The following is a 16,922-nucleotide window of genomic DNA, read 5'->3' as shown; positions in this document are numbered from 1 at the left end:
CCGGCCGGGAGGTCCCGGCCGCGACGTTCAGTCCCGCACCGTCGGGGAACCGGTGGACTCCTCCTTCGTCTCCTGCTGCGCTGCCCTGCGGATCTCGGCGCCTCGCTCGACGTCCTCCTGGAGCTTCTGCGCACGCTTCTCGCTCGCCCGCGTGTCCCGGGGTGGGAGCTGGAGGGTCTGCTCGGCCGCGATTCCGCCCTCCAGCTCACGAGCCCGCTCGAGCTCCGCATCGAGCTCGGCACCGAAGAGCAGGGCGAGGTTGGTGATCCACAGCCACAACAGGAAGACGATCACGCCACCGAGCGCGCCGTACGTCGAGTCGTAGGACGCGAAGGTCGCCACGTAGAGGCCGAAGCCGACCGAGGCGAGGATCCAGACGAGGATCGCGACGATCGCGCCCACGCTCAGCCAGCGGAACCGGGGCTGACGCACGTTGGGCGTCGAGTGGTACAGCACGGCCACGACGAGGATCACCAGCAGCAGCACCACGGGCCACTTTGCGACGTTCCAGGTCGTCACCGCGACCGACCCCAGCCCGACGGCGTCCCCGATCGCCCGGGCGACCGGTCCGGACACCACCAGCGCGACCACGACGAGCGCGGCCATGAGCACGACCGCGGCGGTCACCACGAGCATCACGGGCCGGAGCTTCCAGACCGGGCGCCCCTCCTCGACCTCGTAGATGCGGTTCATCGACCGTCCGAACGCGCCTACGTACCCGGAGGCGGACCAGAGCGCCACGACGACACCGACGACCAGCGCGAGCCCCGCCCGGTCGCTGCCGCCGACGACCTGCTCGACCAACGGTTCGAGCGTCGCCATCGCGTCGGCGGGGACGACCGACGACGCGACGTCCAGCACCTGGGCCACGATCTTCTCGCTGTCCCCGACCAGGCCGATGAGCGAGACGACGGCCAGGAGCGCCGGCGCCGAGGCGAGCACGGCGTAGTACGTCAGGGCCGCCGCCAGGTCGAGGCACTGGTCGCGCGAGAACTGGCGGACGGTCGTCCGGGCGACGTGCTTCCACGAACGCCCCGGCAGGTCCGTGGGCGAGTCCGGCTTGCGGGGGTCGTCAGGAGCGGGCTCCTGGCGGGTCTCGGTGTCGGTCATGCAGATCCTCCTCGTGATCGGCGCGACCGAGCCGACCCACGACGATCACGGGCGAAGGAACAGACCTCCGGCGCGTCGGTCCACGGGAGACCAGGTCGAGCGGCGCGGTGCACCTGGCTCCGGTCGGCCACTTCCTGACCACCTTCGAACCTAGGCGACCTGGCCCGACTCGCCACCCGGGCGACCATCGCGCCCCGGACGCGACGCGGAGGACGAGGCCAGAGCCGCTCAGGCCTCTCGGCGACGCACCAGCACCAGCACCGTCGCCCCGAGCACGAGCAGGATCGCCGCGAGGGCCCCCGCCCGGACGAGGTCGGCGCCGGTCCCGGGCAGGGCCGGTGTCGCGCCGTCGCAGCCGGCGGCGACCGCCACCTCGGCCGGTGACAGGGCCGTGGTCAACGCGCTGTGCAGCGCCGTCCCGCCGCCCATGCCGCCGCTCGTCGGGGACCACGTGTTGACGACCTCGACGGGCTCGCAGACGTCCGGCCCCACGGGGAGCGCGAACTCGACCGACTCCGGGACGGCCGTCGAGGGGTCCGTCAGCGTGCTCTCGCCGTCGACGACGACCTGCACGGTGTCCGCGCCGCCCGCGTCCGTCTCGGTCACGACGCACGTCGCTCCCTGAGGCAGGTCCGAGTACACCGCGACCCAGTCGCCCGCGCCCGAGAGGGTGCGCGTCGGACCACCGGGAATCACGACGTCGACCGTGTCACCGTCGACGTCCTGGGTGCACGCGAGCGAGACGGTGAAGACGTCGCCCCGGTGCTCGGCGGCGTCGGCCCCGGCCAGCGTCTTGACCACGCGGACCTCGCCGACGTCGAACGTGTTGGTCACGGTCACGCTCCCGGGGCCACCTGCCGGGACGACGACGGCTCCCGGCTCGCCCTCCCCGACGGCGGAGACGGACGTGGTGGTCGCGCCGCCCGTCGCGGTCTCGGTGATCTCGCACTGCGCGCCCACGGGCAGGCCGTCGTACGTCACGGGGGCCCCGGGCTCGAGCTCGCGTGCGGCACCGCCCGGGATGTCGACCGGCCGGCCGTCGAGGGTGCACGCGAGCGACACCTCGAACGGACCGGCGCCGTAGAGCGTGGCACCGTCGCCGTCCACGACCTTGTCGACCACGAGCGACCCGAGGTCGAACGTGTTCGTCGCCACGACGCCCACCGTGGTGGGCGCCCCCTCGTCGTCGACGGGGGTCACGACGACGTCGGCCGTCGGGCCGTCGGTCTCGACGGGTCCCCCGCCGGCGACCGTGACGGTCATGGTCGACGACGTCGCCCCGCCGTCCTCGGTCTCGGCGACCGTGCACCTCGCTCCGACGGGCAGGTCGTCGTAGACGACGGGTGTCCCCGGCACGAGCTCGCGCGTGGGACCACCGGGGACGGTGAGCGGCTCGCCGTCGACCGTGCACGCGAGCGTCACGGTGAACGGCCCGGCCCCGTAGAGATCGGCCCCCTCACCGTCCACGACCTTGTCCACCGTGATCGCCCCGACGTCGAACGTGTTGGTCGCCGTGACCGTCACCGAGGCCCCCGCGACCACCGTCACCGGGCTGGGGGCTATCGACGTCGACGTGGCGCCGCCGTCGTCGGGCTCGGTCACGTCGCAGACCGCGCCCGCGGGCAGGTCGTCGATCTGCGCCTCGAGCGGCGCCCCCGCGCCGAGGACGACCGTGTCGTCGTAGACGACGCGCGGCGCGCCCGGCCCCGCGCCGTCGTCGTCGAACGTGCAGCGCACCGCGAGGGTGAACGGCCCGGCCCCGTAGGTGGGCGCACCCTGGCCGTCGACGACCTTGCGGAGGTCGAGCCCCCCGACGTCGTAGGTGTTGGTGAGCACGACGTCGTTCGTGCTCACGCCCTCGTCGGTGTCGGCGCCCAGCGTGAGCGTCGTGGACGCCCCGGGCGTGGTGACGGGCGGAGCCGCCTGCTGCGTCACCGTGATCGTGACCGACGAGGCGTTGCCCGTCCCGGTCTCCTCGACCGTGCAGACGGCACCGACGGGCAGCCCGTCGAGCTCGACCGTCTGGTCGTCCTCGATCTCGACCACCATCGGGTCGTCGGGGCCGTACCCGGTCGCGTAGACCGGCTCGCCGAGGAAGGTGCAGTCGACCGTGACCTCGAACGGGCCGAAGGGGACCGGCTGCCCGTCCTGGTCGACGGCGTCCGTCACGACGTCCTTGGACACCTCGATGCTCGCCAGGTCGTAGCGGTTGACCGCCGTGATCGTGTTCACGGTCGGTGTCTCGCCGATCGTCACGGTCCCGACGATGAGCTCGGTCTGACCGTTCGAGCCGTCCTCCGTGATGGTGCACACGGCACCGAACGGCAGGTTGGGCACCGTGACCGGGGTGTTGCGGGTCACGGTGATCGGTATCGGGTCCAGCACGGTCTCGACGGGGGTCCCGGGCGCCGAGGTGCACTGGACGAAGAGGTCGAACGTGTCGGGGGCGTTGACGGCCCCCGCTCCGACGACCCGCTTGATCACCTGGAGAGAACCCGTCGCGGTCGCGACCCCCACCTTGGTGCCCTCGGTCGGCAGGAGGTTCAGGTCGCCCTGCGGGGAGACCACGACGGCGGACGCCGCAGCCGAGTTCCAGGCAATCGACCGGTCGCCTGCGTCCGGAGGGACGGCCGGGGTCAGGGTCGTCCCCTCGATCGCGATGTACTCCCCCGGCTGGAACTCGTCGCCCGCGGGGAACTGGACGACGAACTTCAGCGCCCTGACCGTCGCGAGCAGCGCGGCGTCCTCGGAGCCGTCGAGCTGCACCCAGCCCGTCGCAGGGTCGTCGGTGGGACAGACCGGCTCGGCCATGGGGTCGGTGAGGTCGTCCATGCAGTAGTCGTCCGACGTCGTGTAGTAGACCGAGCCCACGCTTCCCTCGGGGGCGTTGACGAGCTCGGGGGGCGGGTCGACCGTCAGGATCGGGGTCCACTGCGAGCCCCTCGAGGACGAGGACGAGGATCCCGTGTCCCCGACCGCCGGCAGGCGGTCGTACACCACGACCTTGTCCATCGGCAGGTTCCCGACGTTGTCGATGCGGATGTGCCACGTCTGCGCGTGCCCCGGCGCGATGACAGGGGTGCACGGGTACGCGTAGAGGCCGGTCGGGAAGGGCGTGCACACGACGGGAGGGCCGGTGTAGGCCGGGTCCACGATGACGTCGAGCGCGTCGTCGTCCGTCGCGCGCACGAGCTTGGACTGCGCGAGGACCCCCGCCGGGACGGGTGTGACGTCGGCGTCCGCCTCGCACGCTCCCGTCTGCGCGTCGAGCCGGGTCTGGCACTGGTCCCACGGCCGGTCCGCCGTGGCCCCCGCGGTGTTCTCCACGAGGGTCAGCGGCGCCAGGCCCACCCGGAACCGCACGAGGACCGTGATCGTGTAGGTCTGCCCGACGCCGAGCACGGTCCCGTCGGGAAAGCTGAACCGGAGCCCGAGGAGGTCCCCGGTCTGGGTGACCGTCACGTCGGCGGGATCGACGGGGAGCGGGTCGCCCTCGGCGGGGGCCAACGGCGGCCCCGTGAGCAGGTACGAGAACGGGTCGGCCGTGGCCGCCAGCCGGAGCTGCGCCCCCTGGGTGTCCGACGGCATCGGGGCATCCTCGACCACGAGCTCGCTGATCGCACGGTTGCCGGTGTTGGTCACGGCGATGCTCATCGGGAAGGTCGCGTCGGGTGCCTGAGTACCCCCGGAGACGACGCGGTCGAACGTCTTGACCACCTGCACCCCGTTGGTCGCGTGCGCGTAGACGAGCTCCGCGGTCTCGTCGTCGGTCGACGAGACGGGCACCGTCTCACCGCTCTCGGGGTCGACGACGAGGTCGGCCCCTGTGACGGTGCCGTCGACGGTGTTGCTCGCGACACCGGGCGCCGTCTCGCCGGGGGCCGGCGCGTTGGCGGCGAGATCCGTCAGGACCGGCCCTCCGGTGCGCATCTGCGCCCGGCGCTCGACCGAGATCGGGACGGTCTGGACCGGCGTCGCGGGGTTCTCCCAGATCGACCCGTCGGTCCTGCTGAACGTGAACCGCAGACCCTGCACGTCGGCCGGCGCCACCCCGTCGGGCAGGGCGAACGTCGCCGACTCGTCGCCCAGGACCCACGAGCCGCCCGACACCACGACACCACCCGGTCCTGCGGTGAAGGTCCCACCCGTGAACGCGTCGACACGCACCTGCTGGATCGGCGCGGTGAGGGCCGCTCCCGCGAACGCGTCGAAGTCGTACTGGTTCCAGAACCGGGGATCGTCGTCGACGAGCACCATCTCGACCGCGCGCGACGGCCCGAGGGGCTGTCCGCTGAGCGTCATGGTCACGGGCCCGGTACCCGGCTCGACGATCTGCGCCGGGTCGAACGTCTTGCCGACGTCGAGCGCGATCCCGGCGTCCTGCAGGACCATGTCCGCGTCGTCGTGGGCGAGCCGGACGTCCTGGTCGGTACCGCCCGGGTCGGCGATCGTCGCGACGGCGCCGTTCGGCACGGGGCTGTACCCCGCGACCGTGACGGGCGCCTGCGTGTACCGGTCGAGCTCGCGCAGCTGCAGCGTGAGGTCCATGCTGCCCGACGCCCCGGGCGCCACGAGGCCGTCGAACGACGTCACGACGCCGACGACGTCGGCCAGGTCGCTGGTCGTCAGCGCTTCCGCCTGGGCCTCGGTGAAGCTCGCCGTCGACCCGCCCAGGTAGGTGAGGGTGACCGTCGTCGTCTGCGCCCCGTCGGGCGGGTCCAGGCTGATCGCGCGCAGCGTGAACGCGTCGAACGGCTTGGTCCCGGGCGCCGTCTGCACGTCCCCCGAGGTCTCGACGCCCGGCTCGACCAGCCGGAGCTGGCTCACCTTCGCGGCCGACGCGTTGGTCCCCGTGACGACCACGTCGGTCGTCGGGTAGAACTGCGCCGGGGTGGCCGACGGCGGGACCGAGAGGGGACCGCCGGTCCAGTCCTTCGCGACGGTCACGTTGAGGGGCTGGTCGATGATGAGGACCGTCGCGTCGTCGGTGTCGGTGTACTGGTCGCCCTCGAAGGTGCCGGTCGCCCGCACGGTGTCGAGGACGATCCCGGGGTCCGTCGTGTTGTAGAGCGTGCCGTGGGTCGACCCCAGCACCGGGACCGTCGGGTCGGACCTCTTGACGTCTCGCACCTGGAACGTCAGGTCGAGGTGGCGACCGTCCGCGAGCGTCGAGCGCGCGACGCCGTCACCGGGCTGCGGAGCCGTCGGGTCCCCGGTCGTGGTGCGGTCGGGCGATTCCTGGTAGGTCAGGCGCACCGACGTCGCCGACGCCCGCTCGTCGGGGGTGAGCGTGTATCCCGGGAAGGACCCGACGCACGGGCACGGGTCGCTGCTCGCGGGGACCCACGCGCCGCCGACGAAGAGCTCGACCCCGGTCACCTGGTCGTAGGTGATCAGCGGGTCGGTCGCGGTGTCGATCGGCTCGACCCGCACGAGGTCGAACGCGTCGTAGAACGAGCTCGCGACGGGGGTGCTCTGCGGGTCGGCGACGTCCGAGATCACCATCGGGTCCACGCCCGAGAAGCCGTTGGTCGACCAGGTGATCTGGGCCGTGACCTGGTCGTCCGAACGCGCGAGCACGCTGGGCGGGCTGCCGCCGAGGAAGTCCTTGGCGACGAAGTCGAGCGCGCCGGGACCGTCCACGGGGAAGGGGTCGACCGAGGCGCAGCCCTGCGCAGGCGGGGTCGGGGCCACCGTGCCCGACGACGCGCTCGACGCGCCGCAGTTCTCGATCGGGGTGTCACGGTCGGCCGGGCCCGTGTACTCGGCCGTGAAGTTGGGCTGGAACTGCGTCCCGGGCGGGAAGCCGTCACCGGTCGAGTCGTAGACGAACTGGACGCCCCCGGCCCCTGGTGGGAGGTCGCAGCTCACGGTCGTCGGACCGGTGTAGGGGCCGCAGCCCGGTGCGGGCACCCAGGCGCTCCCGTCCCAGTAGTTGACCGTCAGGGTCGACCCCGCGGGCACGTCGGTCGTGCGCACCGAGGTCGCTGTGAAGTTCGACCAGAACTCGCCGGGGTTCGCGGGGTCGACCGGGTCCTGGACGACGACCTGGTCCGCGTTCGCGGTCGAGCCGTCCGGTCCGAACGGCAGGAGCTGGGTCGGGAGCTGCACGATCACGGACTGCCCGGGCACCGCGGGGATGGTCGAGGGCGACATGATCTTGTCGGTGCTGGTCGCCAACCGGTCGACCAGGGTCACGAGGTCCGCGGGGGCCGTGGCAGGGTCCGCGCTGGGCACGGTGGCCTCGATGGTGTTGGTGTGCGTGACGTCGTCGGTCGTCTGGTCGGGGTCGGTGTCCGCGGTGAACGGGACCGAGGCCGCGGCGCTGGTCGGCAGGTCTCCCGTGAAGACCACGGTGAAGCCGACCACGACGCACGTGTCCGGTGGGTTCGGGAGCGTGTTCGGGGCGGTCGCGTCGACCTCGGGGGTCGAGCCGTCGAGGCACGTGAAGGTCACGGTCGCGCCGTTCGCCCCGGAGGGCCACTGCACGCCTGTGCCGTCCCCGGTCGGCCCGAAGCCGGTGAACGTCAACGGGTCGTCCCCCTCGAACGGGTTGTCCGTCCCGGGGGCGGGCTCGGTGATCGTCAGGGAGCCGACGGCGGTCCCCGTGTTGGTGGCACCGATCGTGACGGTCGTGGGGTCGCCCGCGGCCACGGTGCTGGGCGAGAAGGTCTTGGACGCCGTCACGCTGTTGTCCGGCGGCGTGACGACGTACGTGTCCTCCGCGGTCGTCGGGGTGGACTGGCCCCCGGTGTGCGTGACGTACGACGACGCGTCGTTGGTGACGGTGGTCGCCTCGGTGAGGCCGTCGACCGCGTCGCTCTGCTGCACCTGCACGGGCACGCTCGCGGTCGCGCCCGGCTGGATGTCTCCGCTGAACGTGTAGCGCACCCCCTGCACGGTCGACGGGTCGACCGTGCCGTCGAGCGTCTCCCACGAGTCCCCGTCCCAGTACTGCGTGGTCACGGTGTCGGCGTTCGGGGGCATCGTGATCGTGCCCGTCGCCGAGTACTCCAGGTAGGTGAACGGGTTCGGGGTCGCCGTGGGGTCGACCGGGTCCTGGATCACCAGGGTGTCGACCGGGTCGTTCGAGGTGTTCGTCGCGCCGACCGTCATGGTCGCCGGCGTGCCGGGGGCCGCGAGCGCCCCCGGCGGGTCGATCGACTTCGTCGTCGTCGAGGCGAGGACGAGCGGGACCTCGGGGGTGATCGCGTCGGAGGCCTGCTGCTGGGTCGCGTTGTCGGCCACGACCGTCGCGGTGTTGGTGATCGGCACGCCGTTCGCGCTGTAGGGCAGGTCGGGGTCGACCCGTGCGGTGACGATGATCTGCGCCTGCGCCCCGTTCGACACCTCGGGGTTGGTGTACGTGACCAGCCCGGTCGCGGGGTCGGTCGTGAGGTCGCCGCCGGGAGGGCCGCTCTGGACCGACGCGGACACGAGCTCGAGGCCGTCCGGGAGCTGGTCGGTGAGCACGGCGTTGGTGCACGGGTCCGCGTTGGGGTCCGAGCAGGAGACGGTGATGATCCACTGGACGGTGTCCCCCGGGGCGTACGGGCCGGTGGAGGCCTCCTGCTTGCTGATGCCCCAGTCGGCGGCGGCCGCCGGGATCGCGGGGACGAGGGCCAGCGGCAGCGCCAGCAGGAGGGCTCCGGTGGCCGCCCAGGCCCGGCGGGCCCGCACGGACCACTGCTGCCGGGACCTACCGCTCCGGCGGTGCCTCGATCGCTCGTTCCCCATCCCTGTGCCTCCGTCCGTCCGTCAGGGCGACGGACCTCCTCGTCCGTCTCCCCCCGGGTCACCGTGCCCGGCAGGTCGCTCCGTCGCCCCGGCAGGTCGTGCTGCGGGCTCCGCGGACTCCGGTCTGCGGATCCCGTCGGGTCCGTGCCGGTCGGGGCGTCGACCGGCACGGACCCTGATCGTCAGGGGGTGACGATCGCGAAGTCCTTGTCGCCCGGGTCCAGGACAGCGGCGAGCCGGCCGAGCACGGAGGGGTCGCCGCTGAGCTCGATGCCGGCCTGGGCGAGCGTGTCCGGGGTGACGTCTCCGCTCGCCAGGACGGGTAGAGCGCGCTTGGTCCCGGTGAGCGTGACGTCGGCGGCGCCCTTCTGCGGAGCGGCGCTGTACGTGAGGACACCGTTGCGCAGCCACAGCCGGTAGTGCTCGTCGACGTCGGTCAGCACGACGTCGATCGTCGCCCTCTCGTCCCATGCGCGCGGCCCGTCGACCTGGATCGCGAGGGCGTCGAAGAGCATGGCCGGCGTGAGGTTGCCGACGATGTCGCGTGCCGCGGTGACCGTGGGCGTCCCGAAGCTGCCGTCGCGCAGCTCGGTCGCGCCCGAGAGGAAGAAGGTGCGCCACGTACCGTTCTCCGACCCGTACCCGAGCTGCTCGTAGGTGTCGGCGAGCAGGCCGCGCGCCGCGGCGTGGTCGGGCTCGGCGAAGACGACGTGGTTCAGGATCTCCGCGACCCAGCGGTAGTCCCCCTCGTCGAACGCGGCCTGCGCCTGGGCGACCACGGCGTCGGCACCACCACCGAGCGCGACGTAGCGCCTGCCCGCCTCGACCGGGGTGTGCCGCCACAGGTTCGAGGGGTTGCCGTCGAACCACCCCATGTAGCGCTGGTAGACGGCCTTGACGTTGTGGCTCACGGAGCCGTAGTACCCCCGTGCGTGCCAGGACCTCTCGAGCGCGGGCGGCAGGACGATCTGCTCGGCGATCTCGGTGCCCGTCAGCCCCTGGTTCAGCATGCGCAGCGTCTGGTCGTGCAGGTACGCGTAGAGGTCCCGCTGGAGCGAGAGGTACTCGACGATCCGTGCGTTGCCCCACGTCGGCCAGTGGTGCGACGCGAAGACGACCTCGGCCTCGCTGCCGAACAGGTCGATCACCTCGGTGAGGTAGCCCGCCCAGGCGTGCGGGTCGCGCACGACCGCGCCGCGCAGGGTCAGCAGGTTGTGCAGGGTGTGCGTCGCGTCCTCGGCCGCGCACAGCGCACGGTGGTCCGGGAACCAGACGAGCATCTCGGACGGAGCCTCGGTGTCGGGGGCCATCTGGAAGACCATCCGGACGCCGTCGACCGTCCTCTCCTCGCCCGTCGTCGTGATGTGCACGGTCGGGGGGATCAGGGTGATGGTGCCCGTCGACGTCGTCTGCCCGAGCCCGGCCCCGACCTGCCCCTGCGGGCCGCGGGCGAGGGCCGCCCCGTACATGTAGCCCGCGCGGCGCCCCATGGCGGTGCCCGCGTAGACGTTCTCGGCGACGGCGTGCTCGGTGAACCCCTCGGGAGCGAGGACCGGTACGCGACCGGCGTCGACGTCCTCCTGCGTCGTGACCCCCTTGACCCCGCCGAAGTGGTCGACGTGCGAGTGGGTGTAGATCACGCCCGTGACGGGACGGTCCCCGCGGTGCTCGCGGTACAGCGCGAGGGCCGCTGCGGCCGTCTCGGTCGAGATGAGGGGGTCCAGCACGATCACGCCCGTCTCGCCCTCGATGAAGGTGACGTTGGACAGGTCGAACCCGCGCACCTGGTAGATGCCCTGGACGACCTCGAACAGACCCTGCGTGGCGACGAGCCGGGACTGGCGCCACAGGCTCGGGTTGACCGTGTCCGGCGCCTCGCCCTGGAGGAAGTCGTACGTGTCGTTGTCCCAGACGACGCGGCCGTCCGCGGCGGTCACCGCGTTCGGTGTCCGCCGGGCGATCAGGCCACGCGCGACGTCGTCGAAGTCCTGGGTGTCATGGAAGGGCAGGCTGTCTCGCACGACCTGCTGCTGCCGGACGATGGCGGGGGAAGCTGGCTTGGCTGATGACATGCTGGCAGCATTACAGCCGCCCACGGAGTGCGCACCCGCAACGGGCGAGGCGGTCCTGGACGCTCCCGCCGGCCGGGTCGGCGCCCGTGCCGGCACCTCCCCGTCAGGGGGCGTCGACCACCCTCCGAGGCGCGCCGATCACCGCGCGCGCAGCCCCGGGACCTCGAGGCTCGCGTCGGCGTACGGTGCGAGCAGCAGCGTCACGGTCGCCCAGCCGCGCGTCAGGAGACCGGTGTCGGAGTCGGGCTCGGAGTGCCGCTCCGTCCCCGAGTACTGGAGCGTCAGGTTGCGGTCGTCGTTCTCGTGGATGCGCGCCTGGACCAGCCCGAAGCTCGCGAGCGGTGCCTGGCGCAGGCCTCGGAGGTCACCGGGGGCACGGTCGGGGACGTTGACGTTCACGACCTTGCGCCCGAGCGCGGTGCGGCCCACCCACTCCACGACGTGGTCCGTCACGAGGCGTGCGGTCTCCCAGTGGCGGGGCTCGGCGGCGTCCATCGAGACCGCGACGGACGCGATGCCGTGGGTCGTCGCGGACATTGCCGCTCCCACGGTCCCCGAGTGCAGGATCGCGTTGCCCGTGTTCGCTCCCTTGTTCACGCCCGACAGGACCAGGTCCGGCTTCGCGCCGAAGCCGCCGTACGCCGCGACAAAGGCGATGAGCGCGGGGGCCGCCCGGACGGCGAGGGACGTCACGCCGTCGGGCAGTCCGGGGGCCCTGCGCGGCTCGACCACCAGGCGCCCGTCCTCCTCGGCCCCCAGCAGGGACGCGCTCGCGCCCGAGGACTCACGCGCGGGGGCTGCGACCACGACCTCGTACCCCGCGTCGAGCGCCGCCCCGGCCAGCACGGCCAGGCCCGGGGAGTCGATCCCGTCGTCGTTGGTGATGAGGGCACGCATCATGGCCTCCTGTCGTCCGGGGTGGTCAGCGGGTCTCGCGCACGGTCACGCGGTGCGCGAAGCGTTCGATCTGGTCGCGGTGCCCCGTCCCCAGCCCGCGGCGGGTCACGTTGAGGGCTCCGGCGGCGGCGCCCAGGCGCACGGCGTCGGGCAGGTCCATGCCCCGGGCGAGCCCGACGGCGATCCCCGCCGTCATCGAGTCGCCCGCCCCGCGGTGGTCCACGGTCGTGACGGACGGGCTCTGCACGGTGTAGCTGCGCTCCCGCGTCACCAGGAGCGACGGCGCCTCGGCGCGCGAGACGATCACGGCACGCGGGCCTGCGGCGACCATCTCGTCCGCCGCCGTGCGCAGCGACCGCTCGCCGTCGTCGGGCGCGAAGCCGCCCTCGACCATCTCCTCGTGGCTGATCTTGAGGACCGCGCCCGGCTCCCGGGCGACGGCGTGGGCCTCGGCCCCCGACAGGTCCGCCACGACCTGACGCTCGGCCGCATGGAGGTCCTTGGTCAGCCGGCCGAAGAAGTCCGGCGGGACGCCCACGGGCGTGCTGGACCCGGTGAGGATCGTGACCGCGGCGTCGAGCGCCGCCACGAGCACCGTGCCGTACAGGTCGTCGACCTCGTGCCGGTTCAGGGGGAAGGGCTCCATGGCCACGACCTCGGCCCGCTCGCCGCTGCGCCGGTCGTGCACGAAGGCGCCGTTGGCGCCGGTCGAGGTCACCCGCAGGTCGAGGTTCTCGGCGCGGGCCAGGTGCGCGGCCACCGACCCGGTCTCGCCCCCGAACGGGCCGCACACGATCGCGTGCGCCCCGAGCGAGTACGCCAGCGCGCGAGCCACAACCCCTGGCCGCCGGGGTGCACGTGGATCTCGGGGGACGTCTCGTGCGGCCCGGCGGGCTCGATCTCGATCGCCAGGAGAGGCGTGAGCGCGAGCACGCACACGGTCGGTTCGCGGGGGTCGTCCGTCGTCATCGACCGAGCCTAGGTCGGGCGCTCCACGGTCACCCGGTGAGGGGCGCTGCCCACGTGTGCGGCTGGTCACACCCGACCCTGCTCAGGGCGCGGCTAGGCTCGGCGGCGTGAGCGCAGAGATCGAGGTACGCCCCGCGACGTCCGCCGACTGGTCCGGGATCTGGCGCGTGCTCGAGCCCGCCTTCCGGGCGGGCGAGACGTACACCTACCCCCGAGACATCGACGAGACGCAGGCCCGCACGGTCTGGACGGCCGCTCCGGGAGCCCGCGTGCTCGTCGCGGTGGACACGGACGGCGCGGTGGTCGGCACGGCGAAGTACCTGCCCAACCTTCCCGGTGCGGGCGCCCACGTCGCGAACGCGAGCTTCGTCGTCGGGCCGGGCCGTGGTGGGCGCGGCGTCGGGCGCACCCTCGCGGGCGCGGTGCTCGACGGCGCCCGCGCCGACGGCTACCTCGCGATGCAGTTCAACGCCGTCGTCGAGACCAACGAGCGAGCCGTGCGGCTCTGGGAGTCCTTCGGGTTCGAGATCCTGACGACCGTGCCCGAAGCCTTCGCACACCCCACGGCCGGTCTCGTCGGGCTCCACATCATGTACCGCGACCTGTAGGGCCAGGCCGTCAGGGCCGGCAAGGACGTCCGGGCGCGGAGGGCCCCCGGACGCAGCGGGCCCCCGGGCCGAGCCGTGACGGCTCGACCCGGAGGTCCTCGGGAACGCCCGGCGATGCGGTCGACGGCCGGTTCAGAGGCGACGCTCGCGGCGGAAGAGCGCGCGGGCCCACACGTAGCCCGCGACGCCGATCACGACGCACCAGGCCACGGCCTGCACGACGGTCGACCCCTCGAGCCCCGCTCCCCCGGCGAGCAGCCCGCGCACCGTGTCGATGATGGGCGTGAACGGCTGGTGCTCGGCGAACCAGCGCACGGCCGTGGGCATCGTCTCGACGGGCACGAACCCGCTGCCGAGGAACGGCAGGAGCAGCAGGATCATGGGCGTGTTGCTCGCGGTCTCGACGCTGCGGGCGTTGAGACCCATCGCGACGCACAGCCAGTTGAGGCAGATCCCGAGCAGGACGAACAGGCCCGCGAGCGCCAGCCAGTCGAGCGCGTCGGCCTCGGGGCGGTAGCCCATGGCGATCGCGGCACCCAGGACGAGCACGAGCGCGATCATGGCCTGCACGGCGAACCCGAGGACGTGCCCCGAGAGGATGGACCCCGGCGAGATCGCCATGGTCTTGAACCGGGCCATGATGCCGCTCGCGGCATCCATCGCGGCGGAGACCGCGACCGACGTCGCTCCGGCGACGACCGTGATGACCAGGAGCGTCGGCGTGATGTAGTCGAGGTAGGCCGCGCGGCCGTCGGCGCCGGGGGTGATCCCGGGGGCCACGCCCGCGCCGAAGGCTCCGCCGAAGACGTAGACGAACAGCAGGAGCATGACGAGCGGACCGGCGACGAGGAAGACCGTCAGGCCCGGGTAGCGCACGGCGCGCAGCAGGCTGCGACGCAGCATGGTCCCGACGTCGGCGACCGGTCGGGGACGGGCCGTGGTGGTGGGGGCGGTGGTGGCGATGGCAGTCATCGGACGTTCTCCTTGTCCTGTGTCGGACCGGCGGGGGTGACGGCGTCGGTGCCGGCCTCCTCCTCGGTGGGCGGCTCGGTCAGTGCGAGGAAGACCTCGTCGAGCGAGCCCGCGTCGTGCACCGACTTGAGCTCGGCCGGCGTGCCCTGGGCGACGATGCGTCCGTCGTGGAGGACCGCGACGGAGTCGGCGAGCCGGTCCGCCTCCTCGAGGTACTGCGTGGTGAGCAGGATCGTGGTGCCACCCTCGACGAGCGCGCGCACCTCGTCCCACAGGGTGCGACGGCTGCGGGGGTCGAGACCCGTCGTCGGCTCGTCGAGGAACACGACCGACGGCGCTCCGACGAGCGTCATCGCGAGGTCGAGCTTGCGCTTCATGCCGCCCGAGTAGGTGGCCACGGGCTTGCCCGCGGCCTCGGCGAGGCCGAACTGCTCGAGCAGCTCGGTCGCCCGACGGCGTCCGGCGGACTTCCCGAGGTGGTTCAGGTCGGCCATGAGCCGTAGGTTCTCCGTGCCGGTGAGCAGCTCGTCGACGGCCGTGATCTGGCCGGTCACGCCAATCGAGGCGCGGACGGCGTCCGGTTCACGGGCGATGTCGTGGCCTGCCACGCGCACCGTGCCTGCGTCGGCGGCCAGGAGGGTCGACAGGACCCCGACGGTCGTCGTCTTGCCCGAGCCGTTGGGGCCGAGCAGCGCGGTGATCGTCCCGGCCGGGACGACGAGGTCGACGCCGTCGAGCACGAGCTGGGTTCCGGACTTCGAGCGGTAGGACTTGCGCAGGCCGGCGACCTCGATCGCGGGTCCGCGGACTGTGGTGGTCATGAGCTTCTCCTTCGACGGTGGTGGACGAGCGGGTGGGACGGGACGAGCGGGTGGGACGGGGAAGAGCGGTCAGGGGTGCGGGCGGCGCACGATCACGTCGCCGTAGCCGGTGCCTGCACGGACCTCGACCGTCAGGTCGGACTCGCCGGGACCGGAGGCGTCCTGCAGGAGGTTGCGGACCTGGCCGTGCTGGGAGGTCGCGTCGAGCCAGGCGGCCGTGCCCTCGGGCACGCCGACCTCGATCGAGCCGTACGAGCTCTCGAGCTGGACACGGCCGTTGACGGCCTGCTCGACGCGGATCCCGCCGTGCGCGCACTTCACGACGGTGTCGCCGTGGGACCGGTCGATCGCGATGTCCCCGTGCGCGCCGTTGACGCGCAGGCTCCCGGTGGTCCGCCCGATCTCGGTCGTGCCGTTGGGCACCTTGACGACGGCGTCGCCGTCGAGCTCGCGGACCCGCAGGCCGCCCGCCGAGACCACGGCGTCAACGGTGCCGGAGACCCGGCCGACCGTGAGCGACCCGGCCGAGACCTTGATGTCCAGGCGGTCGACGTCGTCGAGGCGGGCGTTGCCGCCGTTGAGGTTGAGGTCGACCGACCCGAGCCTGCCCTCCGCGTAGAGGGAGCCGGCCTTGCCGCGCAGGTCCGACCCGGCGGGGAGCTCGATGGTGACCTTCGCACCACCGGAGGCGAACGGCAGGACGTACTGCTTCCACGCGTTGGGGTAGACGATCGAGATCGCGTCGCCGTCGCGCTCGACGCGGGTCTCCTCGGCGGCGCGGACCGAGCCGGACTTGCTCGGGTCGGCCGGCAGGACGGTCACGACGACGTCGTCCCGTTCGCCGGCGACGACGTACAGGTTGCCGAAGGGGACGTCGATGACGACCGGGACGGGGGTGGGGGCGGCGAAAGTGGGCATGGCGGATCCTCCAGAGGGGTGAGCGTGTCCGCCCCGGGGTGGTGGGGCGCAGGTGTGCGGTGGTGTCGGGTGGTGGGTCAGCGCACCCAGCCGGTCACGCGACCGGAGGTGCTCGTGGCCCGTGGCGCCGGGCGTGACGGGGCGGTGGGCGCGAGCGCCGCGGCGACCGCGCGCACGAGCCACGTGTTGACGGACATGCCCTCACGGGCTGCCGCCTCCTCGACCTGCGCCTTGAGCTGGTCGGGCAGGCGGAGCGTCGTGCGGGACGTGCTGACGTCGTCGGGGTCGAGGGCCGTCGGACGGGCGGGCTCGGCCGCGGGGGCGGCGTCCTCCTCGAAGGACGAGGCGGGTGCCGGGGTCACGATGAACTCGGGGTCGCGCCCCCGGAGCCGGACGTCGACCGCTCCCGGCGCGAGCTCGGCCGTGATCTCGGTGGCTGCGGTCGAGAGGGCCTCGAGGAGGACGAGCCGGACGGCGGCGTCGAGCGGGGCCGACAGGCGGCCGGCGAGCTCGCGTGCCTCGTCCCCGCCGGCGGCGGCTGCGGTGGCGAGCTGGTGCTGCAGCTCGTCGACGTATCTCGTGAGTTCCATGACGCCACTATGACACCACTCATGGTGTCACCGCAAGGGATGTGGCGTCATCAGTTTGCGAAAGTGGTGTCACCACGACGTCATCTGGGCAAAGGCGCAGGTCAGGGCAGTGAACGCCCGGTGACGACGCCAGGGACGACCACCGGCCGTCGACCCCACGACCCGGTCCGACCGCTCGGGCCCGTCAAGACCTCGTCAACACCCCTTGACACCTGTCACCACCCGCAG

10 protein-coding genes are annotated in these 16,922 nt (G+C 72.7%); 1 reads left to right on the top strand and 9 read right to left on the bottom strand.

Annotation, left to right across the window (positions count from 1 at the left end; translation table 11 throughout):
- Window positions 1–27: 27 nt before the first annotated feature.
- From ACFVQ3_RS10435 to ACFVQ3_RS10415, 5 genes are all read right to left on the bottom strand, one after another.
- On the bottom strand, window positions 28–1,110 hold the full coding sequence (locus tag ACFVQ3_RS10435; RefSeq protein ID WP_387638381.1) for a YihY/virulence factor BrkB family protein: 1,083 nt from the start codon (window positions 1,108–1,110) through the stop codon (window positions 28–30).
- 228 nt (window positions 1,111–1,338) lie between these two features.
- A complete protein-coding gene (locus ACFVQ3_RS10430; RefSeq protein ID WP_387638379.1) occupies window positions 1,339–8,790 on the bottom strand; it encodes a DUF5979 domain-containing protein in 7,452 nt (2,483 codons plus the stop codon).
- A 239-nt stretch (window positions 8,791–9,029) separates the two neighbouring features.
- On the bottom strand, window positions 9,030–10,919 hold the full coding sequence (locus ACFVQ3_RS10425; RefSeq protein ID WP_387638376.1) for an alkyl/aryl-sulfatase: 1,890 nt from the start codon (window positions 10,917–10,919) through the stop codon (window positions 9,030–9,032).
- Between the two features lie 138 nt (window positions 10,920–11,057).
- Window positions 11,058–11,816, bottom strand: a complete 759-nt coding sequence (surE, locus tag ACFVQ3_RS10420; protein ID WP_387638374.1) for a 5'/3'-nucleotidase SurE — start codon at window positions 11,814–11,816, stop codon at window positions 11,058–11,060.
- A 25-nt stretch (window positions 11,817–11,841) separates the two neighbouring features.
- Entirely contained in the window at window positions 11,842–12,651 is an 810-nt protein-coding gene (locus tag ACFVQ3_RS10415; protein ID WP_387638372.1) for a 1-phosphofructokinase family hexose kinase, read from the bottom strand.
- A gap of 241 nt (window positions 12,652–12,892) precedes the next feature.
- On the opposite strand from ACFVQ3_RS10415, the gene ACFVQ3_RS10410 reads away from it, so the two are divergent.
- On the top strand, window positions 12,893–13,393 hold the full coding sequence (locus ACFVQ3_RS10410) for a GNAT family N-acetyltransferase (protein WP_387638369.1): 501 nt from the start codon (window positions 12,893–12,895) through the stop codon (window positions 13,391–13,393).
- A gap of 132 nt (window positions 13,394–13,525) precedes the next feature.
- Here ACFVQ3_RS10410 and ACFVQ3_RS10405 read toward each other — a convergent pair whose 3' ends face one another.
- The 4 genes from ACFVQ3_RS10405 to ACFVQ3_RS10390 all read right to left on the bottom strand — a co-directional run bounded on the left by ACFVQ3_RS10405 (window position 13,526) and on the right by ACFVQ3_RS10390 (window position 16,694).
- Window positions 13,526–14,365, bottom strand: coding sequence for an ABC transporter permease (locus tag ACFVQ3_RS10405; protein ID WP_387638367.1), 840 nt, complete (start codon window positions 14,363–14,365; stop codon window positions 13,526–13,528).
- Window positions 14,362–15,186: an ABC transporter ATP-binding protein gene (locus ACFVQ3_RS10400; RefSeq protein WP_387638364.1), complete on the bottom strand. Its 825-nt coding sequence runs from the start codon at window positions 15,184–15,186 to the stop codon at window positions 14,362–14,364. Before ACFVQ3_RS10400 ends, ACFVQ3_RS10405 begins: the two co-directional genes overlap by 4 nt.
- A gap of 69 nt (window positions 15,187–15,255) precedes the next feature.
- Window positions 15,256–16,104 carry a DUF4097 domain-containing protein gene (locus ACFVQ3_RS10395; protein ID WP_387638362.1) on the bottom strand — a complete coding sequence of 283 codons (849 nt, stop codon included), beginning with the start codon at window positions 16,102–16,104 and terminating at the stop codon, window positions 15,256–15,258.
- A gap of 77 nt (window positions 16,105–16,181) precedes the next feature.
- Window positions 16,182–16,694 (bottom strand): ribbon-helix-helix protein, CopG family, encoded by a 513-nt coding sequence (locus tag ACFVQ3_RS10390; protein ID WP_387638360.1) that lies wholly within the window; start codon window positions 16,692–16,694, stop codon window positions 16,182–16,184.
- Window positions 16,695–16,922: the final 228 nt, after the last annotated feature.

This window comes from Oerskovia sp. NPDC057915 (genome assembly GCF_042887685.1).
In the GTDB taxonomy this organism is placed as follows: domain Bacteria; phylum Actinomycetota; class Actinomycetes; order Actinomycetales; family Cellulomonadaceae; genus Oerskovia.
The sequence above is the reverse complement of the archived record's forward strand: the minus strand, read 5'-3'. Positions and strand labels throughout refer to the sequence as shown.

Bases quoted from the DNA above. Each gene is read 5' to 3' on its own strand.
- ACFVQ3_RS10390 (WP_387638360.1), bottom strand. From the start codon at position 16,694: ATGGAACTCACGAGATACGTCGACGAGCTGCAGCACCAGCTCGCCACC.
- ACFVQ3_RS10435 (WP_387638381.1), bottom strand. From the start codon at position 1,110: ATGACCGACACCGAGACCCGCCAGGAGCCCGCTCCTGACGACCCCCGC.
- ACFVQ3_RS10425 (WP_387638376.1), bottom strand. From the start codon at position 10,919: ATGTCATCAGCCAAGCCAGCTTCCCCCGCCATCGTCCGGCAGCAGCAG.
- surE (WP_387638374.1), bottom strand. From the start codon at position 11,816: ATGCGTGCCCTCATCACCAACGACGACGGGATCGACTCCCCGGGCCTG.
- ACFVQ3_RS10400 (WP_387638364.1), bottom strand. From the start codon at position 15,186: ATGACCACCACAGTCCGCGGACCCGCGATCGAGGTCGCCGGCCTGCGC.
- ACFVQ3_RS10405 (WP_387638367.1), bottom strand. From the start codon at position 14,365: ATGACTGCCATCGCCACCACCGCCCCCACCACCACGGCCCGTCCCCGA.
- ACFVQ3_RS10395 (WP_387638362.1), bottom strand. From the start codon at position 16,104: ATGCCCACTTTCGCCGCCCCCACCCCCGTCCCGGTCGTCATCGACGTC.